The organism is Rhizobium sp. 05L419 (genome assembly GCF_056397845.1).
The window spans coordinates 174,310-200,659 of the sequence record NZ_JBFTOF010000001.1; the positions used below are offsets into that span (position 1 = coordinate 174,310).

The following is a 26,350-nucleotide window of genomic DNA, read 5'->3' on the forward strand; positions in this document are numbered from 1 at the left end:
TTACCCGCTTTTGACATACAAGCAAGGGAGCAAGTTAATTTCTGTTTACTTCATTTCGAAGCGTGACGCATTCGCCACTACAGCTTTGAAACATCGTAAATAAACGGTAATTTTCCTTCGTCCTGCAATCAGCCAATCAGTGCACTTATATCGTTCCACGTAGCAAAAACCATCAGGCTCAGAACCATGGCCAGTCCAATGCGAAATGCAATCTCCTGTGCCGACGAACCCAACGGCTTTCCCCTTACCGCCTCAACCGCATAGAACATCAGGTGGCCGCCATCAAGTACCGGAACCGGCATCAGGTTGAGTAATCCGATAGAAACCGACAAGACGGCAGCCAACTGAAGCAAAGCCGCAACGCCGAGCGTCGCCATCTGCCCCGAAGCCTGCGCGACCCGGATAGGTCCTCCGAGCTGGTCGGGCTTCATGTAGCCGGAAATCAGGTTGCCGATATACTTGAAAGTCCCGGTGACGATGTGCCAGGTCTGGATCGTGCCCTCCTTGAGAGCCTCCAGCGGCGAATATGTCTGCAGGCGGAAGTGGCCAACCTCCTGATTGGTCACGATGCCGATCAGGCCGATCTCGATCTTGTTGCCGAACTGGTCAGTCATGTCGGTCCGGGCGGGGACCATGGGCACATCAAGCTTCTCGCCGTTTCGCTCGATCGAAACCACGATTTTTTGCTCGGGGCGAATGCTGACATAGCGACGGACGTCGTCGAAGGTCTGGACCTTGGTGCCGTCGATTGCAATCAACAAGTCGCCGGGGATGACACCGGCGTCGGCTGCAACACTTCCCGGCTTAACCTCTGCGACCACGGGATCGGCGACCGATCGGCCATAAATTGCAAACAGCACGGTAAAGATGGCGATCGCCAGGATGAAATTTGCAATCGGGCCGGCAGCGACCGTAGCGGCTCGCTTCCAGAGCTTGGCGCCGGCGAAAGATCGCGCGCGCTCTTCGTCCGACATGGCCGCAAGCCTATCCTCATCGGGCTTGCTCGATGCGTCCTCGTCGCCGAAGAAACGCACGTAGCCACCGAGGGGTATTGCGGAAACCCTCCAGCGCGTCCCATGCCGATCGGTGAAACCGACAAGTTCCGGCCCGAATCCGATCGAGAAAGCCAATATCCGGATGCCACTCCAGCGGCCGACGAGATAATGCCCCATCTCGTGCACGAAGACGAGCAACGACAACACGAGAACGAAAGGAACGATATATCCCGTCAGAAACGCAAAAATTCCGGTCAAGCCTGCCATAAGATCTTTCCGCCAGCCTTTGCAGACATCATACGCCGAACAGGGCTGCGCCGAGCGACGTCACTTCACCGCCCTTTATCAGCGAAAAAAGCCCAGCTAGCAAGAACGCCGCAAAACAGGCGAAAATGAGCCCGTCAGCGCGGTCCATAACGCCTCCGTGTCCCGGAATAAGACGGCTGGAATCCTTCACCCCGAAGCGGCGTTTGATAAACGATTCGAAGAGATCGCCGGCCTGGCTGCAGACCGACAAGATGAACGCGGTCGGCGCGGCCAGAAAAACGCTTTCGGGGAACGTCAGGTAGGCAACCAGGCTCCCTGCGACGACGGCAGACACGGCGCCGCCGATCGCACCCGACCAGGTTTTCCCTGGCGATATCTTCGGTGCGAGCTTCGGACCACCGATTGCCCGGCCAACGAAGTATGCAAGGATGTCTGTCGCCCAGACGACCGCGAACACGAATAGCATGGCATATAGCCCGACGCTGTCGGCACCGCGGATACCGGAAAGCGCTATTCCCGTCAGCCCGGCGTAAACCGTGCCCGCCGGAAACCAGCGCGACGTGCCGCGCACGGCTACAAAGCCGAGCGCTATCGCAAAGAACAAAGCCAAGAGAATGAGCGAATAGCCAACGGTTCCGGCGACGACGGCCACGGCAATAGCGGCCTGCCCTATCCAGCCAACGGCGTTGGCAACGGGCTGCTCCGTCCGCAGACGCGTGATCGTCGACCATTCATAGTAGATCAGCAGCCCGATCAACGCCGAAAGAACGCTGAATGCGATGCCGCCGTACCACGTGGCACCGAGAACGATAGTCGCCAGAATCAGTCCGGAAACGATGCGAAGCCGCAATTCCTGATGCATCAGGTGCCCACTGCCGCTGCCGCCTGCGCGACCAATCCGCCGAAGCGGCGATTGCGCGACGCGAAGGTCTCGAGCGCCGAATACAGTATCTCCCGGCTGAAATCCGGCCAGTACTCTGGAACGAAGATGAATTCCGAATAGGCGGCCTGCCACAGGAGGAAGTTGGACAGGCGCTCTTCCCCGCTCGTGCGGATGATCAAGTCGGGATCGGGAATGCCAGCCGTGTCGAGCCGTGCATTGATCAGCGCAGGCGTAATGTCCTGCGCCCGCAAGCAACCGGCTTCCACATCTCTTGCAAGACTTGCGACAGCGCGGGCAATCTCGTCGCGAGAACCATAGTTGAAGGCAATCACCAGCGTCAGCGCCGTATTGGCCTTTGTCCGCTCTTCGGCATCGACCAGGAGACCGAGGATGTCGCTTTTCAGGCCGTGTCGGTCGCCGATCACTTTCACGCGCACGTTCTGACGGTGCAACTCCGCCAGATCGCGCCTGATGAATGCCTTGAGCAAGCCGAGGAGATCGGTGACTTCCGTTTCCGGCCGGCGCCAGTTTTCCGAGGAGAAGGCGAACAGCGTGAGATATTTGATGCCAACGTCGCCAGCCGCGCGGACAGCCTCACGCACGGCATCGACGCCCTTGCGATGGCCCATCGTCCGCGGCAAACCGCGTTGCTTGGCCCATCGGCCGTTGCCATCCATTATGATGGCAACATGTTCTGGCACTGTCAAAAATGTTCGTTCAGACATTTCCCGTCCGGTTTCTTCCAGCCCGAGGCGCAGGCGCAGGGCGCCTTATACCTGCATGATTTCCTTTTCCTTGTCGCCAAGCAAGCGGTCGATCTCAGAAATCGTCTCGTCCGTCATCTTCTGCACACGATCCGACTGCGCCCGGCTTACATCCTGGCCAATCACACCGTCCTTTTCGGCTTTCTTAAGGCCGTCCATGCCGTCTCGGCGAACATGGCGAATCGCCACCTTGCTCTTCTCGGCATAGTCGTGCGCAACCTTAACGAGGGACTTGCGGCGCTCTTCGTTGAGTTCCGGCAGCGGAATGCGCAGGTTCTGGCCGTCGATGATCGGGTTGAGACCCAGATTCGACTCGCGAATCGCACGCTCGGTCGCGGAAACCATGGACTTGTCCCACACCGAAACCGACAGCATACGCGGTTCCGGGACGGTGATATTGGCGACCTGATTCAGCGGTACGCGCGAACCATAGGCCTCGACCGTCACAGGATCGAGAATATTGGCCGAAGCGCGGCCAGTGCGCAGCGATGCGATATCGCTCTTGAACGAGGAAATGGCGCCATCCATGCGGCGCTTGAGTTCCTTGATGTCGATGCCTTCACTCATGTCAGTGCTCCCGTCTCGGTAGAAGCTGCGGCCAATTGGCGCCGCCACTCAATCAATTGTCGGAGACGATGGTCTTGAGGCCACCGCCCTTGAGGATTTCAGCAAAACCACCCTTCTCGTGGATCGAGAAGACGATTATCGGAATGGAATTCTCGCGCGCGAGCGCGACAGCTGCAACGTCCATGACGGCAAGTCCCTTATCGAGGACCTCCTTGTGTGTCAGTCGATCGAAGCGCGTGGCGTCCGGCTCCTTCTTCGGATCGGCAGAATAGATACCATCGACCTGCGTTCCCTTGAAGATCGCTTCGGCGCCCATTTCCGCGGCGCGCAAGGCTGCTGCAGAGTCCGTCGTGAAGAACGGGTTGCCCGTGCCGCCGGCGAAGATGACGACCCGGCCCAGCGACAGGTGATAGAGCGTGGCGCGCTGCGAGAAGCTCTCGCAGATCTCGGGCATCGCAATCGCGGAAAGCACGACGGTATCGATGTTGAGCTTGCGCAACGAGGTCGCCAGCGCAAGTGCGTTGATGATTGTGGCGAGCATTCCCATGTGGTCACCCGTCACGCGATCGCCGCCCTTCGAGGCAACAGCCACGCCGCGGAAAATATTGCCGCCGCCGACGACGACGCCAACTTCCACGCCCATCTGCCGCGCCTCGGCGATATCGGCGGCGATGCGATCGGCAACTGCTACATCGATTCCAAATCCCTGGCTGCCCATGAGGGCTTCGCCTGAAGCCTTGAGTAGAACGCGTTTGTAGACAGGTTCTGACGACATCTTGGCTCCTCGTTTGTGACCGTTGACTGCCGGATACACGAAGGGCACCGCGTTGTCACGCGATGCCCTTCGGTTTTCACATGTATACGGCCGATCAGCCCTTGGCAGCAGCGGCGACTTCAGCAGCGAAGTCCGTCTCTTCCTTTTCGACGCCTTCGCCGAGCAGGAGACGGGCCATGCCGGTGACTTCGATCGGCGCACCGGCTTCCTTTTCAGCTTCCTTGATCGCAGCGCCGACCGTCAGATCGGGGTTGATCACGAAAGCCTGCGAGAGAAGGGCAACTTCTTCGAAGAATTTGCGCATGCGGCCGTCAACCATCTTTTCGATAATGGCCTCAGGCTTGCCGGATTCGCGGGCCTGCTCGATGAAGACGTTGCGCTCGCGCTCGGCAACGGCGGTATCGACTTCGTCGGCGCGAATGGCGAGCGGATTGGTCGCAGCGATGTGCATGGCGACCTGGCGGCCGATCGACGTCAGAACAGCCTTGTCGCCAATCGACTTCAGCGCAACCAGAACGCCGAGCTTGCCGATACCGTCGCCGGCGGCGTTATGGATGTAGGTCGCAACAACGCCATGCTCGACTTCCAGCTTGGCTGCGCGACGCAGGGTCATGTTCTCGCCGATGGTCGCGATCGCGTCCTTGACGGTATCGGCAACCGGCTTGCCAGATGCCGGATAGGTCGCAGCCGAAATGGCCTCAACCGTGCCGTCGGTCGAAAGAGCAACGCTGGCGATGCCGCGAACCAGATCCTGGAAGGCGTCGTTACGGGCAACGAAGTCGGTTTCGGAATTGAGTTCGACGACAACTGCCTTGTGGCCGGCGCCGGCAATGCCGATCAAGCCTTCAGCAGCGGTACGGCCCGACTTCTTGTCGGCCTTGGAGATGCCCTTGGCGCGCAGCCAGTCGATCGCTGCTTCGATATCGCCGTTGTTTTCGATCAGCGCCTTCTTGCAGTCCATCATACCTGCGCCGGACTTTTCGCGCAGTTCCTTCACCAGTGCAGCCGTAATCTCGGTCATAAGCTTCCTCTTGTCGGTTCAAACGGTGGCCCGCAAAAAGGCGGCGCAGCACCGGATTGAGGCACGAAATGTACCTGTATGTATGACAGCGTGATGAATGACGCGTCATAACGAAACTCTTGTGGCGGTGGGCGAATCGCCCTCGCCTGAAACGGTCAAGGCCGCCGAACTTCCAAGAGTCGCGAGCGGCCTTTCCCAATCTCTGGAAAGCATGGCGGACAATTCTGCCCGCCTGCTTCTTCTATCAGGCGCCGGTTTCGTCGAGCGCCGGCTCAGCCAAGGCTTCGATCGACGCGCCGAGGTCGCGGCCCGACGAGCTCTGCTGACGAGCGATGCCGTCGATGGCAGCGCGCGAGATCAGATCGCAGTAAAGAGCGATGGCGCGCGATGCGTCGTCGTTGCCCGGGATCGGATAGTCGATCAGGTCCGGATCGCAGTTCGAGTCGATGATCGCGACAACCGGGATGCCGAGGCGCTTGGCTTCATCGATTGCGATCTTTTCCTTGTTGGTGTCGATGATGAACATCAGGTCCGGCGTGCCGCCCATGTCCTTGATACCACCGAGGGCCTTGTCGAGCTTTTCGCGCTCGCGCTCAAGGTTCAGACGTTCCTTCTTGGTGAAGCCCTGGGCATCGCCATTGAGGATTTCGTCGAGCTTGCGCAGACGCTGGATCGAGTTGGAGATCGTCTTCCAGTTGGTCATCATGCCGCCGAGCCAACGCGAGTTGACGTAGTACTGAGCGGAGCGTTTTGCGGAGTCTGCAATGAGCTCCGACGCCTGGCGCTTGGTGCCGACGAACAGAACGCGGCCGCCACGGGCAACGGTGTCGCTGACGACCTGCAGCGCACGCGACAGCAACGGAACCGTCTGTGCAAGGTCGATGATGTGGATGTTGTTACGATCGCCGAAAATGTACGGCTTCATCTTCGGGTTCCAGCGGTGCGTCTGGTGGCCGAAGTGGACGCCTGCTTCGAGGAGCTGGCGCATAGAGAAATCGGGCAATGCCATGCCTTGTTATCCTTTTCCGGTTGAACCTCCGCAAGGCGAACAGCATCCTCTTCGAAGATGCCACCGGGCGGAACCATCCGGATTTCTCCCGGACAACCCCATGCCTTACGTGTGGAATGCGGGTGGCCATAACCTCACTACGCTGGAAAAGCAAGGCTTATGGCCAAAAATAATGCCTTGCCTCGCGACGGCGGAGGCAAAAGGCCGATACGGCGCGCCTCAATCGGAATCGCAGGGCCAGCTCTGCGGTATCGTCAGCCCAGCCGGCAGTTTCGTATTCGAATCGCCGCATGCGAGCTCGATCTGCGCCTGCTCCAGGCCGGTTGCACTGGAAAGATCAAGACCGCTGATACGCGTCAGAAACATGAAGGCGCGGTCGAACGAAATCGGTCCCTCGAATGTCGCTCCGCTGAGATCGGCCCGCGACAGGTTCGCGAGCGAAAAGCTTGCCCCTGTCAGCACTGCCTTGCTGAAGCTTGCGCGGCCGAGTTCGGCTTTTTCGAAATTCGCACCGGTCAGCGTCGCGCCATTGAAATTGGATCGCTGCAGCTCGGCGCCCGCAAAGGATGCGCCTTGGGCAGAGACGTTCTCAAAGCCGGAGCGATAGGCTTCGACCTTCGCGAAATTTGCGTTGTCGACCTGCGCACCGGTAAACCAGGCGCGTACCAGCGTTGCCTTTTCGAGATTTGCCGAGGTGAGATTGGTTCCGCTCAGATTGGTCAGCGTGAAGTCGGCATCGACAAGATTGGCCTTCTGAAAGTCGCCGCCCTCCAGCATCAGATTCTTCTTGTTGCAGCCGCCCCAGTCGATCCCGGAGGACGGTGTCACGCCGCAATCGGCGGCAAAGGAAGAACTCGGTAATGCCGCGGCCATCACGCCAGCGGTCACACCCAACAGGGCAATCATCGACACCGTATAACTTGCAGCCAAGATCCTCACTCCATCCCGCGGTCACCGCTCAATCGCAAGCCTACTCCTAGCACAGAGGACATCCCGCTGGATACATCGGCGATCGTCTGACCGCCCGACGATCGTCCAATGCTAGCAATTACTTACAGGCGACCGCCTTACTTGCAGGCAACAGGCTTGGCGTCGAGCAGCTCGAGCTTCGACAGCTTGCCCGAGAGTACGAAGTCGCCGTAATCCATCGTCAGGTCGCGCGTGATGCCGTTCTCGTAGAGCTTGAACGACATGCGGTAGACGGGCAATGCGTCCGTCTTGGTGTTTTCGTTGAAGTAGGAAATGGTCACCGGCCAGAAAGCAGTCTTCGAGAAGGCGCCGGCATTGCCTGCATCCGTTTCGTCTTTGGAAGGCGTCACCTGCTTGCCGACGACTGTGGTCGTGGCAAGAGCCTTGTCGCCGTCGTCTGAGCCGTCGAAGACACGCGCCTCGAACAGGCGCTTGCCGGCCTTGGCGTTCTGGATCACGTCCAGCATGTGCTCGGTCGGGAAGCGACTTGCGGCCAGTTGAAGCTCCTTGCTTGCAGGCTGCTTCAGATCGACCTTCACGCCCTCTGCCCGATCCTCAGCCGCACCGTTGACTTCCTTGTCGAGCTGGTCGTCGGTGAAGGACTTCGTGTCGAACGTGAACTTCCGGTCCTTCAGGTTTTCGAAGGTTTTCGTCTGCTGATCGCTGAGGCGTACCGTGTCACCGGTATCGATCTGCGTCACGAAGCGGAAGTTCGTAGTGTAACCGGTACAATAGTCGCCGTCGAACTCGTAGACCATGCGGCCCGACATGCCTGATATGCCGGAGCGCTCGGACGCGTCCTTCAGCTCCAGATCATAGACGGCGCGATGAGCGACCAGACCCGTGGCAATTGCCGCGCTGGTTACCGGTGCCGCCGCAAAGGCGTTTGCCGAAACGCCCGCTAGGAAGAGTGCGGCAAGACTCGATCGGACCATTGATAATCTCCTGTTGGACTCGCCTGCGATGTTATAAGAACGCTTTCGGCCAAATCGAGGCTCGATCGTGTCACAAAATAGATTCAGGCCTTGATGCATAATTTTAGAACTATTGACAACAAAAGCGGAGAGGAAAATGTCCGATCAAATCGCTGCGCGGCTGAAAGAGATGGGGATATCCCTGCCCGAGGCTGCGGCACCCGCCGCAAACTACGTTCCCTATGTGATCAACGGCAACCATCTCTACATTTCCGGACAACTGCCGCTTGAAGGCGGCAAGATCGCCGTGTCCGGCCACCTTGGCAAAAACGTCGACGTGCCGACGGGTCAACGGGCAGCGGAGCTGTGCGCCATCAACATCCTCGCGCAGGCCAAAGCCGCGCTCGGCGGCGATCTCGGCCGCATCAGGCGGGTCATCAAACTGAACGGCTTCGTGGCATCGACGCCCGACTTCGTCGAGCAGCATCTCGTGATCAACGGCGCGTCCAACCTGATTGCCGGCGTCCTCGGCGAGGCTGGGAAACATGCCCGCGCTGCTGTCGGGATGGCGGCACTTCCGATGAACGCCGCAGTCGAAATCGATGCAATCATGGAAGTTGCGTCATGACGTCTGCAGCATGGCTCAAGGAACTGCCCGTCGCTCACCGCGGCTATCATGACCTCAACAAGAAGGTCTGGGAAAACACCCTCTCGGCGTTTTCGCGCGCTGTCGAGGCCGGCTTCGCCATCGAGTGCGACCTGCACTACGCTTCCGACGGCGTGCCCGTGGTTTTCCATGACGAGGATCTGGAGCGCTTGTGCAACCTGAAGGGTGACGTTCGCGAGCGGACGTCGCAGGAATTGGGGTTGCTTTCGATCGGCGGCACCAGCGACAAGATTCCGACGCTGAGACAGCTTCTGGATCTGGTGAAGGGCAAGGTCCCGCTGGTGATAGAGCTCAAGGGCCGCGAAGCCGACGACACGGGCTTCGTCGAAGCTGTTCTCGAAGTGCTGGAGGGTTACGAAGGCAAGCTGGCGCTCATGAGCTTCGACCACTGGCTGCTGCGTGAGCTCAAGGCTCTCGATGCGCCCTACCCGCTCGGCCTGACCGCGGGCGGCAACAAGCCCGAGGAATTCGAAGTGAACGAAAAGGCGATGCAGCTCGGCCTCGACTTCATCTCCTACTTCTTCGCCGATCTTCCCAACCCCTTCGTCAGCGCGCAACGCGACAAGGGCATCGTCGTCATCACCTGGACTGTCCGTGACGAGAAGGCGCGCCAGCACACCTTTGAGAATGCCGACCAGATGACGTTCGAGGGATTTGATCCGCGCGTTTCGGTTTGACGCTCGCTTTTTGGACAAGATCATGCGCAGACTGGACCGGAGCCCCATTATCCTCCCCAACGGTCTCGCACTCGCTTCATGACAGACGAACTTTCAATCCGCATCGAGCGGTCTTTCACCGATATTTCCCCGGAGAGCTGGTCGCGGCTTTCCGGGGCCTCGAAAGCCGATAACGCGCTCGCGTACAATCCATTCGTCTCGCACGCGTTCCTGTCCTCGCTGGAGGAATCGGGATCGGCAACCGCCGGGACCGGCTGGCTCGGGCATCATATGCTGCTCGAGGCTGCCGACGGCCAACTCGTCGGCGCCCTGCCCGGCTATCTGAAAAATCACAGCCAGGGCGAGTATGTCTTCGACCACGGCTGGGCCGATGCCTTCGAACGGGCCGGCGGCCGCTACTATCCGAAGCTCCAGTGCTCGATACCGTTCACGCCCGCAACCGGTCCGCGCCTGCTCGTCGCAGCGGGTCTGGAGCGCCGCCCGATTCAGGACGCAATGGCAGAGAGCCTCAAGGAGGTCGTTCGCCGGCTGGGCGTGTCGTCGGCGCACGTCACCTTCGTTGCGGAGGACGAGATCGCCGTGTTCGAGACCGACGGCTATCTGCACCGAACCGATCAACAGTTCCATTTCATCAACGAGGGCTATGCCAATCACGAGGCGTTTCTCGAAACATTGGCCTCGCGCAAGCGCAAGGCGCTGCGCAAGGAGCGCCGCACGGCGCTGGAAAACGGCATCAGCATCGACTGGCTGACCGGCAGCGACCTGACGGAGCACATCTGGGACCAGTTCTTCGCCTTCTACATGGACACTGGCAGCCGTAAATGGGGTCGGCCGTATCTGACGCGCCGATTCTATTCGCTGATCGGCGAGCGCATGCCCGACGACATTCTGCTCATCCTGGCTAGGCACAACGGCCGCTATGTCGCCGGCGCGATCAACTTCATCGGGGGCGATACGCTCTACGGCCGGCATTGGGGTTGCATCGAGGATCATCCGTTCCTGCATTTCGAGGTCTGCTACCATCAGGCAATCGACTTCGCGCTGGCGAAAGGGCTCAAACGTGTCGAGGCCGGGGCGCAGGGCGAGCACAAGCTGGCGCGAGGTTACCTGCCGGTGACGACGCATTCCGCCCACTATGTCGCCCATGCCGGCCTGCGTCGGGCGATCGCGGACTATCTTGAGCGCGAGCGCGACGACGTCGAGCACATGAACGAAATTCTGGCCGAGCACAGCCCGTTCCGGAAAGGCGACCGGCTGCAAGAGGATTGACGCCCTCGCCTTTGCCACGCTACCCCAAGGCAGCAATGAGGAGATTTCGCATGACCAGCGCCGCTTATGACACCAACAATATTTTCGCAAAGATCGTGCGTGGCGAAATTCCCTCGCACCGCATCTACGAGGACGACAGCACCGTTGCGTTCATGGACGTGATGCCACAGGCGCCCGGCCATGTTCTCGTCGTCCCCAAGGCGCCGTCGCGCAACCTTCTCGATGCCGATCCGGCAACGCTGGCGCAGACCATCCCGGTCGTCCAGAAGATCGCCAATGCGGTCAAGGACGCCTTCGATGCGGACGGCGTCTTCGTCTGCCAGTTCAACGAGCCGGCGGCCGGCCAGACCGTCTTCCACCTGCACTTCCACGTCATCCCGCGCCACGAGGGCGTGGCGCTGCGTCCGCATTCAGGCACGATGGAGGACAATGCCGTTCTTGCCGCAAATGCGGAGAAGATCAAAGCCGAGCTCTGATCATCGCTCCGCGCTGGTGGCGACTGTGCTTGGCGATTGTGCCTGTAGCGCTTCGCTTTGGCGCACCGCGGCGCCCGCTAGGCGATATGCAATGGCAAACACGACCAGGCCACCGATGACGTCAGCGAGATTGTGCCCGCCCTGAATGAGGATCGCGGGCACCATCAGTGCATTGAGAACAACGAACGGCACCGCTAGCACGCCAAAGCGCAGAAGGAAGCAGGCGGACATCGCCGCCATGACTGTGTGAAACGATGGAAATCCGATCACGCCAAGGACATTCTTCGGCGACAGATACGTGGCACCGTGGCGGCCCAATTCGACAAGCTGCGCACCGTAATCCGGGCCCACCGCCAGTGGAACTGCATCCATCACCTCCTTCGGCAACCGATAGATCGACGAGGCGCCGAATGAGGGGAAGAACGACCAGCACACGATTGCGAGAAGCGCCCCGATCACACCCGTCAGCAAGAAGTGGTGCAGCAGGCGTATCCTGCCTGAAAACCCCAGAAAGAAGAGAATTGCTAGCAGTTGAGGCAATGACGTCGTGTAGACGGCTTGCAGCAGCATTCCGGTGCGCGGATACTGCGACGCCCAGGTCACAAAGCTTGGCCAGTGAAAGCCGAGCAGTTCATCGAAGCGTGCGAGAACCGGATCAACTGGATGAAAGCGTAGCGGCAGCAACAGGTAATTGAATACCGAGCCGACAATCGTGAAGAGCACGAAAAGCCCCGCAGCCGTTGCAGTGGCTGCAATTCCCTCGTTGGGCCTAACATGTCGGTAAAACTGACCGAGAGCGATCGCGGATGCTCCGCACGCGACCAGGCCTGCATAGCTGACGACATCGAAGCCGACATCCTTCCACCAAATCAAATAGAGGTCGAGCAACGCCAGCGCCGCTATAACAGTGACAATGAAACGTTCGGCGGGCAGAAACACCATGGATCGGCTCCTTGCTGACGCCCGGCATAATCGATTACGCTTAATATTCGGCTAAGCGGCCGCCCGCGACGACAAAGAAAAAGCGGCCCGAAAGCCGCTTTTTCTCCAATTTTACTTCTTCGGCACCCGTGGGACCGCGCTGCCCTTCCTGGGCGGGCTCCTGACCTCGGGCTCGGCGACGGCCGCCTTCGCCTTTTTCACGGAGGCCGTGGTCTTCTTTGGGCGCGTCTTGGTCTTCAGTTCGCCGTCATCCTGGTCATCCCCCTCGGGGTGGATGACCTCGGCCTCCGGCTTCGGCTTGATCGGTGCACTGTCAGACACCGATTCAAGGATGATGCCGGGTTTGCCATCTTCCTTCGGGCCGACAGTGACGCTGACGACGCCACCCTTCTTCAGTTTGCCAAAGAGGATTTCGTTGGCCAGCGGCTTCTTGATAACGTCCTGGATCACACGCGCCAGCGGGCGGGCACCCATCTTTTCGTCGTAACCTTTTTCCGCCAGCCAGGCGATCGCATCCTCGTGCAGGTCGAAGGTAACGTTCCGCTCGGAAAGCTGTGCCTCAAGCTGCATGATGAACTTCTGCACGACCTTGTGAATGACCACAGTTGGCAACGCCGCGAACGGAATGATCGCGTCGAGTCGGTTGCGGAACTCCGGCGTGAAGATACGGTTCAGCGCCTCTTCGTCCTCGCCCGTCCGCTTGGACGAACCGAAGCCGAATGCCGCCTTGGCCATCTCCGATGCGCCCGCATTGGTCGTCATGATCAGGATGACGTTGCGGAAGTCGATCTTCTTGCCGTTGTGGTCGGTCAGCGTGCCGTGGTCCATGACCTGCAGCAGGATGTTGTAGATGTCGGGATGCGCCTTTTCGATTTCGTCTAGCAGCACCACGCAATGCGGATGCTGGTCGACGCCATCGGTCAGAAGACCGCCCTGGTCGAAGCCGACATAGCCGGGAGGTGCACCGAGCAGACGGGAAACCGTATGCCGCTCCATGTATTCCGACATGTCGAAGCGCAGAAGCTCGACACCGAGCGACGACGCCAGCTGCTTGGCCACCTCGGTCTTGCCGACGCCCGTCGGGCCCGAGAAAACGTAGGAGCCGATCGGCTTGTTCGGTTCGCGAAGGCCCGCACGCGCCAGCTTGATCGACGTCGACAGGGCTTCGATCGCGGTATCCTGGCCGTAGACGACCGAACGCAGTTCCTTTTCGAGATTGGCTAGAACGGCTTCGTCGTCCTTCGACACGGTCTTCGGTGGGATTCGAGCCATCGTGGCAACCGTCGCCTCGATCTCCTTTTCGGTGATCAGCTTGCGGCGCTTGGACGGCGGCAGCAGCATCTGGGCCGCACCGGTCTCGTCGATCACATCGATCGCCTTGTCGGGCAGCTTGCGGTCGGAGATGTAGCGTGCCGACAGCTCGACGGCCGTCTTGATCGCCTCGTTCGAGTAGCGCAGGTGGTGATACTCTTCGAAATAGGGCTTGAGGCCCTTCATGATTTCGATCGCATCATCGATCGACGGTTCGGCGACGTCTATCTTCTGAAAGCGGCGAACCAGAGCCCGGTCCTTCTCGAAGAACTGACGGTACTCCTTGTAGGTGGTCGATCCGATGCAACGGATCGCGCCTGACGACAGAGCCGGCTTCAGCAGGTTCGACGCATCCATCGCTCCGCCGGATGTAGCGCCGGCGCCGATGACCGTGTGGATTTCGTCGATGAACAGAACGGCGCCCGGATACTCTTCGAGCTCCTTGACKACCTGCTTCAAGCGCTCTTCGAAATCGCCACGGTAACGCGTTCCGGCCAGCAGCGTTCCCATGTCGAGTGAAAAGATGGTCGCGTCGGCCAGCGCTTCCGGCACCTTGCCTTCGACGATGCGCTTGGCGAGACCTTCGGCGATCGCAGTCTTGCCGACGCCAGGATCACCGACGTAAAGCGGGTTGTTCTTCGAACGGCGGCACAAGATCTGGATCGTACGGTTGACCTCTGCATGACGACCGATCAACGGATCGATCTTGCCGACCTTAGCCTTCTCGTTGAGGTTCACGCAATAAGCCTTCAGGGCATCCTGCTGCTTCTTTGCGCCGCCTTCTTCCTGTTCGCCGCTGCCGCGCGATGCCGGCTTGCTCTCCGATTCGCCATCGTCGGCGCCACGCGGCGTGCGCGTTTCGGACGATCCGGCGCGCTTGCCGATTCCGTGCGAGATGTAGTTGACGGCATCGTAGCGGGTCATTTCCTGCTCCTGCAGGAAATAGGCGGCATGGCTTTCGCGCTCGGCAAAGATGGCGACGAGCACGTTTGCTCCGGTCACTTCTTCGCGACCGGACGACTGAACATGAATGACCGCACGCTGAATGACGCGCTGGAAGCCGGATGTCGGCTTGGAGTCCTCGTCATAACCCGTGACCAGGTTGGAGAGTTCGTTATCGACATATTCAACAAGCGTTTTGCGCAACGCGTCGAGATTGACATTGCAGGCGCCCATGACCGCGGCCGCATCGGCATCGTCGATCAGGGCGAGCAGCAGATGCTCGAGCGTTGCATATTCGTGATGCCGCTCGTTGGCAAAGGTCAGTGCCTGATGGAGCGCCTTCTCAAGACTAGGCGAAAATGTTGGCACGTTCAGATCCTCACTTCTTTTCCATGACGCATTGCAGCGGATGCTGGTGCTGTCGGGCGAAGTCCATCACCTGACTCACCTTGGTCTCCGCCACCTCGTATGTAAATATTCCGCATTCGCCGACGCCATGATTATGGACATGAAGCATGATGCGGGTGGCACTTTCACGGTCCTTCTGAAAAAAACGCTCCAGGATATGGATGACGAACTCCATCGGCGTGTAGTCGTCATTCAGAATCAGCACACGGTACAGATTGGGTTTCTTGGTCTTTGGCTTTGTGCGCGTGATGACCGAGGTGCCGCGATTTCCGTTGTCCCCGTTCCTTTCGCTATCATTTTGCATCCGGATCGGCTGTACGATCATATTCATTCATTCCCCGATCAATCCGGCGGTGCATGGGAGGCCTGCTTTACCCGCCGAATATCTGAATTACTAACTTAGTTCATTGTAGAGCGATTTTAAGCCCCTCGCTCCACACTGCAATCACAATTCAACCGGACTTGACGCAAAGACACAAAAACTAGCGACAGGGACGTGGAGCATGTGGTGAAAAACGAAAAGACCGGCTGCAGATGCGTAGCCGGCCTTCGTTTTTCAAGAGGTATGCAGCTTATGCACCGCCGCTCCTATGCGGCGGCGGGCGTCACCACCGCAGGCTTGGCGGCTTTCGCAACCGCGGCAGCCACCGGCGCTTCGTAGGGCTTGTAGGCGCTCTTGGCGAGATCCGCGTACATATCGCTCAACTTCGTCGCTTCAGCGACAAAGCTGTCATATGCAGCCTTCACATAGCCGGTTTGCAGTTCGAAGACGGCTTCGAGACTGCGTGCGCCGGACAGCGTCTCGAAATGCGTGACTGCATCCTGGAAAGATCTTTTGGAATATTCGGTCGCCTCCGTGGCGATCGCCTGAAATCCCTTGGTCGTCTCAGAATAGCTCTTCAACACTGTTTCCATGGCTTCCTTGCTCTTTCCAGCGGCGTCATCAAAGTTCAGCATGAAAATCCTCCTTGTGCTCGGAAGCCCCAACGGTAGCCGCACCGCACACAAAGATCAAGCGATCTTGTGCATCGCAAAACAATCACAGATTGCATATGGGAGCGTACAGATTCCAATTGCTGCAAGCGAGGCGCCTCAATAATTGATTTTGCTAAAATATATCAGAGGGCCGCAACCAGAGGCTTCGCAAAGAATCCGATCGCGGCACTCAAGCGACTAATCGAGGAGGTCGGCCGGGACCTTGCCACCGTTTTCCGACAGCCGCTTCATCAGCGCCTTGTGCAGAAATATGTTCATCGTCGCGGTGTCGTGCGTGTCGCCGGTGTAGCCGAGTTCAGCGGCCAGTTCCTTGCGCTCGGCAAGGCTCGCATCCATTCCCACGGCTTTCATGAGGTCGACAATCGAACGGCGCCAGTCGAGCTTCTGCCCGCTTTTCTTCACCGCCGCATCGAGCACCGGAACAATATCGACGACAGCCGCAGGCGTCGCTGCCGCGGGCGAAGCACTTGGCTCGGGCGAAGCACTTGGCGCAGGGGACGGCGCGGCCGAGGGTGAAACAGGTGCCTGTGCCGGCTCTATCTTTGGCGCCGCTGCTTGGGTCACCGGGGCAGCCTGCGCCTCTCCCCCGAAAATGGCATGCTTGATCTTGTCGAAAATACCCATCCTCAACATCCCCTTGCTGGCAATTGAGCACATGCTCACCACTCAAGATGGAGCGGTTGGCCGGTTGGTCCAGAGACGACTTCTCTTTTCGATACGCCTTCGAATGGCGGTCGGCGTGATATTTCAACTATTTCGGGGGAATTTCGGATAGTCCGACGATGCCGGCGCGCTACCGGCCCCGGCTGTCGACAAGTCGCATAGGCTGCGGCTTGTGTCTTCGCCTGCGCACGAGCCAGGGCTCAGCACCTGAGGTCATGCCAGATCGACGTCGAGGATCGCCATCGAAAAATTATAGGAGCGGTCACCGTCCTCGTCATCAATATAGACGACACCCAGAAACTCTTCGTCGAGGTACACTTCAGCGGAATCGTTCTTGCGCGGACGTGCCTTGACGACAATCTGCGGGTTGAACGTGCGCTTGAAATACGCGTCGAGTTTCTTGATTTCTTCGGGCTTCACACTGCATCTCCTGAGCGATCTCGATTGGCCGCTTCTTGCACATGAATGACGGCGCTGTAAAGGCGCGGGGACCGATGATGACCGCTATCCCCGCCGTTGTACCGGCAGCCGGCTGACTGCATGCGACACACAATACCTTGGATGTCGGACTTAAATGTCGGCGCCGATTACCTGATCCATGATCCGCGACGGCTCCGAACACCCTGCTGCTCCGACCACCCGTGCAGGCACGCCCGCGACCGTGGTCTTCGGAGGCACCGCCTTGAGCACGACCGAGCCGGCGGCGATGCGCGAGCAATAGCCGATCTCGATGTTGCCGAGGATCTTCGCACCGGCGCCGATCAGCACGCCGCTGCCGATCTTCGGATGCCGGTCCGCACCTTCCTTGCCGGTGCCGCCGAGGGTCACGCCATGCAGGATCGATACGTTGTCGCCGATCACCGCGGTCTCGCCGACGACGAGGCCGGTCGCGTGATCGAGGAAGATGCCGCGGCCGATCCGGGCAGCCGGATTGATGTCCGTCTGGAATACGCTCGAAGACCGGCTCTGGAGATACAGGGCAAGATCGCGGCGTCCGCGGTTGAGGAGCCAGTGTGCCAGGCGATGCGTCTGCAGCGCATGGAAACCCTTGAAATAGAGCACGGCTTCCATGAAGCGCAGGCAGGCGGGATCACGGTCATAGATCGCCTGGATGTCGACTCGCAGGATCGCGCCCCATTCCGGCCAGTCTTCCAGCATCTGGTCGAAGGTCTGGCGAAGCAGTATCGCCTGCATGTCGGGATGGTCGAGGCGCTCGCAGATGCGGTAGATCACGCACTCTTCCAACGAGCGATAGTTGAGCACGGTCGAATAGAGAAACGCCGCCAACACCGGATCGTTTTCGGCGGCGGCGCGCGCCTCCTCGCGCAGGCTGTCCCAGATCGGATCCATCACCTTGAGCGAGCTTGCCGTCTCAAGAGGACGAATGTCTGTCTTTGCGACCATGGAAGGTCTCCTCGTATGCCGTCTGAATGGCTCTATATACGGCAAAATGCCGCTGACATAAATGGGTTATGCGAGAATGGTTTCCCGCATGTTTCCGCCGCGGCAAACGACGATCGCGATGTCACCCCCCGGCGACTTCGTCGTAAAACTCGAGCACGGCTTTCTTGAAAACCCTGTCACCCACGGCCAGCATATGATCGCGTCCGGGGATATCGAGCGGCCTGGCATTCGGCATCAGCGCGGCCAGTTCCTCGGCGGATCCGGCGATATCGTCCCTGGTTCCCACGCCGATCAACGTCGGTGCTTCGATCTTTCCCATGTCGGCTCTCGCCACAAGGTCGCGCGAACCGCGAATACAGGCGGCGAGCGCCCGGCGGTCGCTCTTCGTCTGCTCGGCGAAGGCACGAAACATGCGACCGCGCTCATGGCTCACGTCATCCAGCGAGGGCGCGAGCAGTGCATCGGCGATCGGGTCCCAGTCGCCAACGCCATCGGTCATGCCAATGCCGAGCCCCCCGAGCACCAGCGATCGCACGCGGTCGGGGTGGGCGAGTGCGGCAAACACGGAGATGCGCGCGCCCATGGAATAACCCATGACGTTGGCTTGCGCTATGCCGAGATGATCGAGGAGCGCAAGCGAGTCGCCAGCCATGTGCCATGGTCGGTAGGCCTCGGCGTCATGCGGCTTGTCGCTGGCGCCGTGGCCTCTGTTGTCCATCGCGACCACCCGGTAGCCGGCATCGCCGAGCGTCTTCACCCAACCGGGATGCACCCAGTTCACACTGGCGGTCGATGCGAAGCCGTGAATCAGCAGCACCGGGGCGCCGCTTGGATCACCTTCATCGAAATAGGCGAGTTTGAGCCCATCATGCGTGAAGCTGGAAAAGGCGGGCGTATTCAAGTTCATCGAGGCCGTCCTGTTTTTCGGCGGACCATATTTTATCGACCGGCGGACGGAAACCCCCGCCCTGGCCAAAAACCGTCTGGAGTGCGTCTCTTTGGCTCTACACATTTGCGGCGAAGGATTATAAGGTCCGCGCACATTTCAAAGCATTCGGAGATCACCATGGCCGGTCACAACATTCCCCACTTCCAGAACGACGGCGGACACCGCGTTGTCGAAGTCGGCGTGAAGGAATTCATGTGCACCGGCGCCTCGGCTCCCTTCGATCACCCGCATATCTTCATCGACATGGGCGACGACAACGAGAAGGTCTGCTCCTACTGCTCGACGTTGTACCGCTTCAACAGCTCGCTCAAGGCAAACCAGACCAACCCTGCCGGCTGCGTTTTCCACGTCAAGGCAGCCTAAAGCCGCCGCGCCCTAGAGATCGGACTCACAGATGCCGGTCGAACATGCCGCCATCATCGGCGCGGGCGTCGCGGGCCTGACGGCCGCGCTTGCGCTGGCAAAGCACGCCATCAGCTCCGAGATTTTCGAGCAGGCACCGGCGTTGACGGAGGTTGGCGCAGGCCTTCAGCTTTCGCCAAACGCGACAGGGATTCTCGAAAAGCTCGGCGTTATGGAGAGCTTGACCAATGTCTGGCTCGAGCCGCAGTCCATCCGGCTGATATCAGGCACATCGCTCCGCGAACTCGCCGCGGTTCCCTCGGGCCAGTTTGCACGCACGCGCTGGAACGCGCCCTATGGCGTGCTGCATCGCGCGACCCTGCAGGCCACCCTGCTCGATGCAGTCCAGAAGAACCCGCATTGCACGCTGCATCTCGGCGCCGGCATAGAAAACGGCGAGTTGCCTGGCGCGATCCGCAAGGCCGATGTGCTGATCGGCGCAGACGGCGTCTGGTCGAAGGCGCGCGGGCTGATCGCCGGCAGCCCCTCCTCCCGCTTTTCCGGCAATGTTGCCTACCGTTTCACGATTGCCGCGGCGAATGCTCCGGCATTCCTTGATCGCAACAGCGTGTCGGCTTTTCTCGGGCCGTCGGCCCACCTTATCTGTTACCCTCTCAGGGAAACCGAGAGCTTCAACATGGTGGCGATCGCCGCCGGGCATGCGGCGATGCATGCCTGGCTGGAGCAGCCGACGGATGCCCAGCGGCAGCGCCTGATGTCGCGGTTCTCACGCTGGAACAGCGCGCTGGTTTCACTTTTCGCCGGTGCCGACGACATGACCTTCTGGCCGCTTTACGAAGCGACGGCCGGCAAATGGCAGAACGGTCGCGATACGGTGCTGATCGGTGATGCCGCGCATGCGATGATGCCGTTCGCCGCGCAAGGGGCGGCAATGGCGATCGAGGATGCCTATGAAATCGCCGCGTTCCTCGCCACGCGCCCTGCAGCCGAGGCCCTGCCGCTCTTCGAAGCGCATCGCATGCCGCGCATAAACCGGCTGCGACAGCGCGGCGCCTTCAACCGGTTCGCCTATCACGCCCGGGGGCCGATCCGCGTCGGGCGCGACATCGTGCTGTCGCTGAAACCGCCGCAAAGCCTCGCGGCGGATCTCGACTGGATCTACGGCTATCGTGCCGTCGATTGATCAGACGGCCTTTGCGGCGGCAAAGCCCCGCTCGATATCGGCCTTGATGTCGGCGACATCCTCCAGGCCGATCTGCAGGCGGATGACCGGTCCTGCGGTCGGCGCCTTGGCGACGCGGCGATCGTTGAGGCTCACGTGAACCGCAAGGCTCTCGAAGCCGCCCCAGGACCAACCGAGACCGAATATCTGCAAGGCGTCGAGGAAGGCATGCGCCTTGGGCTTGAAGCTACCGGCGGCGTCGACCTTCAGCACGAAGGAAAAGATGCCGCTCGCGCCCTTGAAGTCGCGCTTCCAGAGATCATGCCCCGGAGAACTCGGCAGAGCGGGGTGCAGAACTGCTGCGACGTCTTCCCTGCGCTCGAGCCACTTGGCGATGGTCAAAGCACTCTCGTAGTGGCGTTCGAGACGCACGCCCATGGTCCGCAGGCCCCGCAGGATCTGGTACGCGTCGTCCGGCGCACCGCAGATGCCGAGCGCGATATTCGCCTCGTGGAGCTGTTCCCAATGCTTGGCGTTGGCCGAGACCGTGCCCATGAGAATGTCGGAATGGCCGGACGGATATTTCGTGGCCGCGTGGATCGAGATATCGACACCGTAATCGAGCGGCCTGAAATAGATCGGCGTCGCCCAGGTGTTATCCATCATCACCACCGCACCGTGCTTGTGCGCGATCGCGGCGATTGCCGGAATGTCCTGCATTTCAAAGGTGTTGGAGCCCGGAGCCTCGGTATGGACCAGCTTCGTGTTCGATTTGATCAAGGCATCGATGCCCGCGCCGACCATCGGGTCGTAGTATTCGACCTCGACGCCGAGGCGCTTCAGCATGGTATCGCAGAAATGGCGCGTCGGACCGTAGACCGAATCGACGACAAGCGCATGGTCGCCTGCCGACAGGAACGCGAGGAACGGAACAGTGACAGCAGCAAGGCCAGACGGGACCAGGATCGTGCCTGCTGATCCTTCAAGCGCGTCGATCGCTTCGCAGAGCGCGTCGGTGGTCGGCGTGCCGCGCGTTCCGTAGGTGTATTTCTGCGCGCGCGTTTCCATTGCCCTGGCCGTCGGGAAAAGCACGGTCGAGGCGCGCACGACCGGCGGATTGACGAAGCCGTGGTAATCGGCGGGATCGTTGCCGAGGTGGGAAAGGCGGGTATTGATGCCTGCGTTCTGAAGCAGACCGTCTCTGTCTTTCATGTCGGAAATAGCCTTTGGCGGTGGGATGCAAGTGGCAAACTCTTGAACCTGCCGGACCGCGCGGTCAACCCCGACGCGAACGGCGAGCCAAGTTCCGACCTGATGGATCGACTAGATATATCAGCGTGTTTCAGCTGATTTTTTTGCCAAATGCTGCCTATTGGCTAGTCATTTGCTTGTTTTGCGCTTCTCGCTTAGCGAATTGCCGAATTATCACGCAATATTGCGGCGCGACACTTGACCATAGTGACATTTGCGACTGTGATAGAACCACTCGCGCCGGGAGGGTGTCGGGTCGCTTGGGAGGTTTGTGCGCTTCAGCCGACGCTCCCACAAGAAAAGATAAGACAAAGGAAAAGGTTGGGAAAAATGAAGATTAAGCTTCTGTCGGCTACGATCGGCGCAGCGATTTTCGCGCTTGGCGCTTCGGCCGCTTCGGCCACCACTCTTGAAGACGTAAAAGCCAAGGGCTTCGTGCAGTGCGGCGTCAATACCGGCCTCACCGGTTTCGCCGCGCCTGACGCCTCCGGCAACTGGGCCGGCTTCGACGTCGATTTCTGCAAGGCCGTGGCATCTGCCGTCTTCGGTGACCCGACCAAGGTCAAGTATACGCCGACGAACGCCAAGGAGCGCTTCACGGCTCTGCAGTCCGGCGAAATCGACGTTCTGTCACGCAACACGACCTGGACCATCAACCGCGATACGGCGCTCGGCTTCAACTTCCGTCCAATCACCTATTACGATGGTCAGGGCTTCATGGTTCGCAAGAGCCTGAACGTGAAGTCGGCTCTCGAACTCTCGGGCGCTGCAATCTGCGTACAGTCCGGCACGACGACCGAGCTCAACCTCGCCGACTACTTCAAGACCAACAATCTCCAATACAATCCTGTGGTTTTCGAAAACCTTCCGGAAGTCAACGCTGCCTATGACGCTGGTCGCTGCGACGTCTACACAACGGACCAGTCCGGCCTTTATTCCCTGCGCCTGACGCTCAAGAATCCTGACGAGCACGTCATCCTCCCGGAAATCATCTCCAAGGAGCCGCTTGGCCCGGCAGTTCGCCAGGGTGACGACCAGTGGTTCGACGTCGTTTCATGGACGTTCTACGCAATGATCAATGCTGAAGAGTTCGGCATCACGCAGGCCAATGTCGACGAGATGAAGAATTCTCCGAACCCTGACATCAAGCGCTTCCTCGGCACCGAAACCGATACGAAGATCGGTACCGACCTCGGCCTCACCAACGAGTGGGCCTACAACGTCGTCAAGGGCGTCGGCAACTACGGCGAAGTCTTCGAGCGCAACATCGGCCAGGGCAGCCCGCTCAAGATCGCGCGCGGCCTGAACGCGCTCTGGAACAAGGGCGGCATCCAGTACGCACCGCCGGTTCGTTAATCGAACCAGCAACGAAAGCCAGGAAAGGCGAGACATCGCCTTTCCTCTTCCAAAAAGAAAACCCGAAAACGGGCGCATAGGGGAATGGCTCGGCATGACGCAAGAGGCAGTAGAATCGACACATTTGTCCGGGACCGGCTGGAATTTAAGGTCGGCCATGTACGACCCCAAGTATCGGGGTATCTTCTTTCAGGTTCTGACACTGGTGATCCTGGTCGCCTTCGTCTGGTGGATTGCGCACAACACGGCCGCAAACCTTGCCCGCAGCAACACCGCATCCGGCTTCGGATTTCTTCGCGGCCGCGCCGGCTTCGAAATCGGCCAATCGCTGATTTCATATTCGAGCGACGCGACCTATGGGCGCGCCTTGCTGGTCGGGATTCTGAATACCTTGCTTGTGGCCGTCACCGGCATCATCACGGCGACTATCATCGGCTTCGTCATCGGCATCGGGCGTCTGTCGCACAACTGGCTGATCGCCAAACTGTGCACGATCTACGTCGAAGTATTCCGCAACATTCCGCCACTGCTGGTCATTTTCTTCTGGTATCTCGGGGTTCTCGCCGTTCTACCACAGCCGCGCGAATCCGTGGCTTTGCCGCTCGGCATGTTCCTGAACAACCGAGGTCTCGCCTTCCCAAGAGCCATCTTCGGGACAGGCATGACAGCAGTCGGCATCGCATTTCTGATCGCAATTGTCGCCGTGTTCTTCATGGCGCGATGGGCTCATAGGCGCCAGGCAGCTACGGGTCAGCCGTTCCACACGGTGTGGGCGTCGATCGGACTGATCATCGGATTGCCGCTGATCGTCTTTCTCCTCTCCGGCCTTCCGCTGTCGTTCGACATGCCGATTGCCGGAAAGTTCAACCTGACGGGCGGTTCGGTCATCGGTCCCGAGTTCATGTCGCTCTTCCTGGCCCTGTCCTTCTACACTGCCTCGTTCATTGCCGAGATCGTTCGCGGCGGCATCCGTGGCGTACCCAAGGGGCAATCCGAGGCGGCCGGAGCCTTGGGGTTCCATCCGTCGAGCGTCACGCGACTTGTTGTCGTGCCGCAGGCGCTGCGCATCATCATCCCACCGCTGACCAGCCAGTATCTGAACCTGACGAAAAACTCGTCGCTCGCCATCGCGATCGGCTTTTCGGATCTCGTGGCCGTCGGTGGGACAATTCTCAACCAGAGCGGCCAAGCGATCGAGATCGTCTGCATATGGGGTATCGTCTACCTCGGCCTGAGCATCCTGACTTCGCTGTTCATGAACTGGTTCAATGCCAAAATGGCGCTGGTGGAGAGATAAGATGTCCGTATCCCATTCCTTCGTCAGATTGGCCATGATTGCCCCCGAGCCGGCTCCGTCCAGCCAAAGAGGTGCAAACGCGTGGATTCGCAAGAACCTGCTCGCGACACCCAAGGACGTGGTGCTGACGATCCTCGCGCTGACGCTGCTTGCCTGGTGCGTGCCGCACCTGATCAACTGGCTGTTCATCCAGGCAGTCTGGACCGGGCCGGACCGCACGTTCTGCGCAACGACCGTCCAGGGCGGCGTGCAGCCGGAAGGCTGGAGCGGAGCCTGCTGGGCGTTCGTCAGTGCCAAATACGATCAGTTCATCTTCGGGCGCTATCCGCTTGCAGATCGCTGGCGCCCGACCATCGTCGGCATCCTCTTTATTCTCCTTCTTGTGCCGATGCTGATCCCCTCGGTGCCGCGCAAGGGACTGAACGCCATCCTGCTCTTCATCGTGTTCCCGGTCGTCGCCTTCTGGCTGCTCCATGGCGGCTTGGGTCTCGAGGTCGTGGAAACGCCGCTCTGGGGCGGCCTGATGGTGACGCTCATCCTGTCCTTCGTCGGCATCGCCGTGTCGCTACCCTGCGGCATATTGCTGGCGCTCGGGCGGCGATCACAGATGCCCGTCATCCGGATGCTGAGCGTGGCCTTCATCGAGGTCATCCGCGGCGTTCCGCTGATCACCGTACTGTTCATGGCAAGCGTCATGCTGCCACTCTTCCTGCCGACCGGCTGGACGGTGGATAAGCTGCTGCGAGCGCTGATCGGCGTGTCGATCTTCACGTCGGCCTACATGGCCGAAGTCATCCGCGGCGGACTGCAGGCGATCCCGAAGGGGCAATCCGAAGGTGCGGATTCGCTCGGTCTCGGCTATTGGCAGAAGACACGGCTGATTATCCTGCCGCAGGCCATCAAGCTGGTCATCCCGAGCATCGTCAACACCTTCATCGGCACGTTCAAGGACACGTCGCTGGTCACCATCATCGGCATGTTCGACCTGCTCGGCATCGTGAAGCTGAACTTCTCCGACGCCAACTGGGCGACAGCCGTCACGCCGATGACGGGCCTGATCTTTGCGGGCTTCGTTTTCTGGCTATTCTGCTTCGGCATGTCGCGCTATTCAGGTTTCATGGAACGCCATCTCGACACAGGCTATAGACGATAAGCCGCAAGCAACAAGAACGAGGGAACAAGCATGGCTGAGATTAAACCCAAGAAATTGACCGTTTCCGCGACCGATGTGGCCGTCGATATCGTCAACATGAACAAGTGGTACGGCGATTTCCACGTGCTGCGCGACATCAATCTCAAGGTCATGAATGGTGAGCGTATCGTCATTGCGGGGCCGTCTGGCTCCGGCAAGTCGACGATGATCCGCTGCATCAACCGCCTGGAAGAGCACCAGAAGGGCCAGATCGTCGTCGACGGTGTGGAACTCACCAACGATCTCAAGAAGATCGACGAGGTGCGCCGCGAAGTCGGCATGGTGTTCCAGCACTTCAACCTCTTCCCGCACCTGACGATCCTCGAAAACTGCACGCTGGCGCCGATCTGGGTGCGCAAGATGCCGAAGAAGCAGGCCGAAGAGGTCGCGATGCACTTCCTCAAGCGCGTCAAGATCCCCGAGCAGGCAAACAAGTATCCCGGCCAGCTTTCTGGCGGTCAGCAGCAGCGCGTGGCGATCGCGCGCTCGCTCTGCATGAACCCGAAGATCATGCTGTTCGACGAGCCGACATCGGCGCTCGATCCTGAAATGATCAAGGAAGTCCTGGACACGATGGTCGGGCTTGCCGAGGAAGGCATGACGATGCTTTGCGTCACCCACGAAATGGGCTTTGCCCGCCAGGTGGCCAACCGGGTCATCTTCATGGACCAGGGGCAGATCGTCGAGCAGAATTCGCCGGCCGAATTCTTCGACAATCCGCAGCACGAGCGCACCAAGCTCTTCCTCAGCCAGATCCTGCACTAGTTCGTCGACGGACAAGCATGCGAAGGCCGCCGGCTATGCCCGGCGGCTTTTTCGTTCGGCATACCACCAGACGGCGAAATGCCGAAAAAAAGGGCC

General features: G+C 59.8%; 28 protein-coding genes. 10 read left to right on the forward strand and 18 right to left on the reverse strand.

Annotated elements, in window-relative coordinates; genetic code table 11:
- Positions 1-128: 128 nt before the first annotated feature.
- The 9 genes from rseP to AC1DMK_RS00935 all read right to left on the reverse strand — a co-directional run bounded on the left by rseP (position 129) and on the right by AC1DMK_RS00935 (position 8,185).
- Positions 129-1,262 (reverse strand): RIP metalloprotease RseP, encoded by a 1,134-nt coding sequence (gene rseP, locus AC1DMK_RS00895; RefSeq protein WP_477856630.1) that lies wholly within the window; start codon positions 1,260-1,262, stop codon positions 129-131.
- 28 nt (positions 1,263-1,290) lie between these two features.
- Entirely contained in the window at positions 1,291-2,124 is an 834-nt protein-coding gene (locus tag AC1DMK_RS00900; protein WP_477856632.1) for a phosphatidate cytidylyltransferase, read from the reverse strand.
- A complete protein-coding gene (locus AC1DMK_RS00905) occupies positions 2,124-2,870 on the reverse strand; it encodes an isoprenyl transferase (RefSeq protein ID WP_477856634.1) in 747 nt (248 codons plus the stop codon). Before AC1DMK_RS00905 ends, AC1DMK_RS00900 begins: the two co-directional genes overlap by 1 nt.
- Before the next feature lie 45 nt (positions 2,871-2,915).
- Positions 2,916-3,476, reverse strand: coding sequence for a ribosome recycling factor (frr, locus tag AC1DMK_RS00910; RefSeq protein ID WP_037061483.1), 561 nt, complete (start codon positions 3,474-3,476; stop codon positions 2,916-2,918).
- A gap of 52 nt (positions 3,477-3,528) precedes the next feature.
- Complete coding sequence (gene pyrH, locus AC1DMK_RS00915; protein WP_037061481.1) at positions 3,529-4,251, reverse strand: UMP kinase; 723 nt, start codon at positions 4,249-4,251, stop codon at positions 3,529-3,531.
- Positions 4,252-4,345: 94 nt separating this feature from the next.
- Entirely contained in the window at positions 4,346-5,272 is a 927-nt protein-coding gene (tsf, locus tag AC1DMK_RS00920) for a translation elongation factor Ts (RefSeq protein WP_477856637.1), read from the reverse strand.
- A gap of 244 nt (positions 5,273-5,516) precedes the next feature.
- On the reverse strand, positions 5,517-6,281 hold the full coding sequence (rpsB, locus tag AC1DMK_RS00925) for a 30S ribosomal protein S2 (RefSeq protein ID WP_037061479.1): 765 nt from the start codon (positions 6,279-6,281) through the stop codon (positions 5,517-5,519).
- A gap of 219 nt (positions 6,282-6,500) precedes the next feature.
- Positions 6,501-7,154: a pentapeptide repeat-containing protein gene (locus AC1DMK_RS00930; RefSeq protein ID WP_477856890.1), complete on the reverse strand. Its 654-nt coding sequence runs from the start codon at positions 7,152-7,154 to the stop codon at positions 6,501-6,503.
- A gap of 194 nt (positions 7,155-7,348) precedes the next feature.
- A complete protein-coding gene (locus tag AC1DMK_RS00935) occupies positions 7,349-8,185 on the reverse strand; it encodes a cell envelope integrity EipB family protein (RefSeq protein ID WP_037061478.1) in 837 nt (278 codons plus the stop codon).
- Between the two features lie 136 nt (positions 8,186-8,321).
- On the opposite strand from AC1DMK_RS00935, the gene AC1DMK_RS00940 reads away from it, so the two are divergent.
- From AC1DMK_RS00940 to AC1DMK_RS00955, 4 genes are all read left to right on the forward strand, one after another.
- Positions 8,322-8,792, forward strand: a complete 471-nt coding sequence (locus AC1DMK_RS00940) for a RidA family protein (protein ID WP_037061477.1) — start codon at positions 8,322-8,324, stop codon at positions 8,790-8,792.
- Positions 8,789-9,508 carry a glycerophosphodiester phosphodiesterase gene (locus tag AC1DMK_RS00945; protein ID WP_477856640.1) on the forward strand — a complete coding sequence of 240 codons (720 nt, stop codon included), beginning with the start codon at positions 8,789-8,791 and terminating at the stop codon, positions 9,506-9,508. Before AC1DMK_RS00940 ends, AC1DMK_RS00945 begins: the two co-directional genes overlap by 4 nt.
- Before the next feature lie 78 nt (positions 9,509-9,586).
- On the forward strand, positions 9,587-10,777 hold the full coding sequence (locus AC1DMK_RS00950; RefSeq protein ID WP_037061473.1) for a GNAT family N-acetyltransferase: 1,191 nt from the start codon (positions 9,587-9,589) through the stop codon (positions 10,775-10,777).
- A gap of 50 nt (positions 10,778-10,827) precedes the next feature.
- Positions 10,828-11,253, forward strand: a complete 426-nt coding sequence (locus AC1DMK_RS00955; protein ID WP_037061471.1) for an HIT family protein — start codon at positions 10,828-10,830, stop codon at positions 11,251-11,253.
- Here the strand turns inward: AC1DMK_RS00955 and AC1DMK_RS00960 are convergent, their stop codons facing one another.
- The 8 genes from AC1DMK_RS00960 to AC1DMK_RS00995 all read right to left on the reverse strand — a co-directional run bounded on the left by AC1DMK_RS00960 (position 11,254) and on the right by AC1DMK_RS00995 (position 18,826).
- The gene (locus tag AC1DMK_RS00960) at positions 11,254-12,195 is read right to left on the reverse strand and encodes a phosphatase PAP2 family protein (RefSeq protein WP_477856642.1); all 942 of its coding nucleotides are present in this window, start codon (positions 12,193-12,195) and stop codon (positions 11,254-11,256) included. It abuts the gene before it with no gap.
- 111 nt (positions 12,196-12,306) lie between these two features.
- Positions 12,307-14,817, reverse strand: coding sequence for an ATP-dependent Clp protease ATP-binding subunit ClpA (clpA, locus tag AC1DMK_RS00965; RefSeq protein ID WP_477856643.1), 2,511 nt, complete (start codon positions 14,815-14,817; stop codon positions 12,307-12,309).
- Positions 14,818-14,827: 10 nt separating this feature from the next.
- Positions 14,828-15,181 (reverse strand): ATP-dependent Clp protease adapter ClpS, encoded by a 354-nt coding sequence (gene clpS, locus AC1DMK_RS00970; protein ID WP_037061466.1) that lies wholly within the window; start codon positions 15,179-15,181, stop codon positions 14,828-14,830.
- 263 nt (positions 15,182-15,444) lie between these two features.
- Positions 15,445-15,813, reverse strand: a complete 369-nt coding sequence (locus tag AC1DMK_RS00975) for a phasin family protein (RefSeq protein WP_037061465.1) — start codon at positions 15,811-15,813, stop codon at positions 15,445-15,447.
- Positions 15,814-16,029: 216 nt separating this feature from the next.
- Complete coding sequence (locus AC1DMK_RS00980) at positions 16,030-16,476, reverse strand: DUF3597 domain-containing protein (protein WP_477856645.1); 447 nt, start codon at positions 16,474-16,476, stop codon at positions 16,030-16,032.
- A gap of 252 nt (positions 16,477-16,728) precedes the next feature.
- Complete coding sequence (locus AC1DMK_RS00985; RefSeq protein WP_037061461.1) at positions 16,729-16,935, reverse strand: DUF3126 family protein; 207 nt, start codon at positions 16,933-16,935, stop codon at positions 16,729-16,731.
- 150 nt (positions 16,936-17,085) lie between these two features.
- Positions 17,086-17,919 (reverse strand): serine O-acetyltransferase, encoded by an 834-nt coding sequence (gene cysE, locus AC1DMK_RS00990; protein WP_037061459.1) that lies wholly within the window; start codon positions 17,917-17,919, stop codon positions 17,086-17,088.
- Between the two features lie 121 nt (positions 17,920-18,040).
- A complete protein-coding gene (locus tag AC1DMK_RS00995) occupies positions 18,041-18,826 on the reverse strand; it encodes an alpha/beta fold hydrolase (protein ID WP_477856646.1) in 786 nt (261 codons plus the stop codon).
- A 159-nt stretch (positions 18,827-18,985) separates the two neighbouring features.
- Between AC1DMK_RS00995 and AC1DMK_RS01000 the strand changes: the two genes are divergently transcribed.
- Together AC1DMK_RS01000 and AC1DMK_RS01005 are read left to right on the forward strand one after the other, a co-directional pair.
- Positions 18,986-19,231 carry a zinc-finger domain-containing protein gene (locus AC1DMK_RS01000; protein WP_037061456.1) on the forward strand — a complete coding sequence of 82 codons (246 nt, stop codon included), beginning with the start codon at positions 18,986-18,988 and terminating at the stop codon, positions 19,229-19,231.
- A 31-nt stretch (positions 19,232-19,262) separates the two neighbouring features.
- Entirely contained in the window at positions 19,263-20,414 is a 1,152-nt protein-coding gene (locus AC1DMK_RS01005) for an FAD-dependent monooxygenase (RefSeq protein WP_477856649.1), read from the forward strand.
- Here AC1DMK_RS01005 and AC1DMK_RS01010 read toward each other — a convergent pair whose 3' ends face one another.
- Positions 20,415-21,605 carry a cystathionine beta-lyase gene (locus AC1DMK_RS01010; RefSeq protein WP_477856650.1) on the reverse strand — a complete coding sequence of 397 codons (1,191 nt, stop codon included), beginning with the start codon at positions 21,603-21,605 and terminating at the stop codon, positions 20,415-20,417.
- A 369-nt stretch (positions 21,606-21,974) separates the two neighbouring features.
- Here AC1DMK_RS01010 and AC1DMK_RS01015 point away from each other — a divergent pair, with 369 nt between their 5' ends.
- From AC1DMK_RS01015 to AC1DMK_RS01030, 4 genes are all read left to right on the forward strand, one after another.
- A complete protein-coding gene (locus tag AC1DMK_RS01015; protein WP_037061450.1) occupies positions 21,975-23,000 on the forward strand; it encodes an amino acid ABC transporter substrate-binding protein in 1,026 nt (341 codons plus the stop codon).
- 94 nt (positions 23,001-23,094) lie between these two features.
- Positions 23,095-24,297, forward strand: coding sequence for an amino acid ABC transporter permease (locus AC1DMK_RS01020; RefSeq protein ID WP_477856652.1), 1,203 nt, complete (start codon positions 23,095-23,097; stop codon positions 24,295-24,297).
- Position 24,298: 1 nt separating this feature from the next.
- Positions 24,299-25,450 (forward strand): amino acid ABC transporter permease, encoded by a 1,152-nt coding sequence (locus tag AC1DMK_RS01025; RefSeq protein ID WP_477856654.1) that lies wholly within the window; start codon positions 24,299-24,301, stop codon positions 25,448-25,450.
- 30 nt (positions 25,451-25,480) lie between these two features.
- Complete coding sequence (locus tag AC1DMK_RS01030; RefSeq protein ID WP_037061447.1) at positions 25,481-26,254, forward strand: amino acid ABC transporter ATP-binding protein; 774 nt, start codon at positions 25,481-25,483, stop codon at positions 26,252-26,254.
- Positions 26,255-26,350 lie beyond the last annotated feature (96 nt).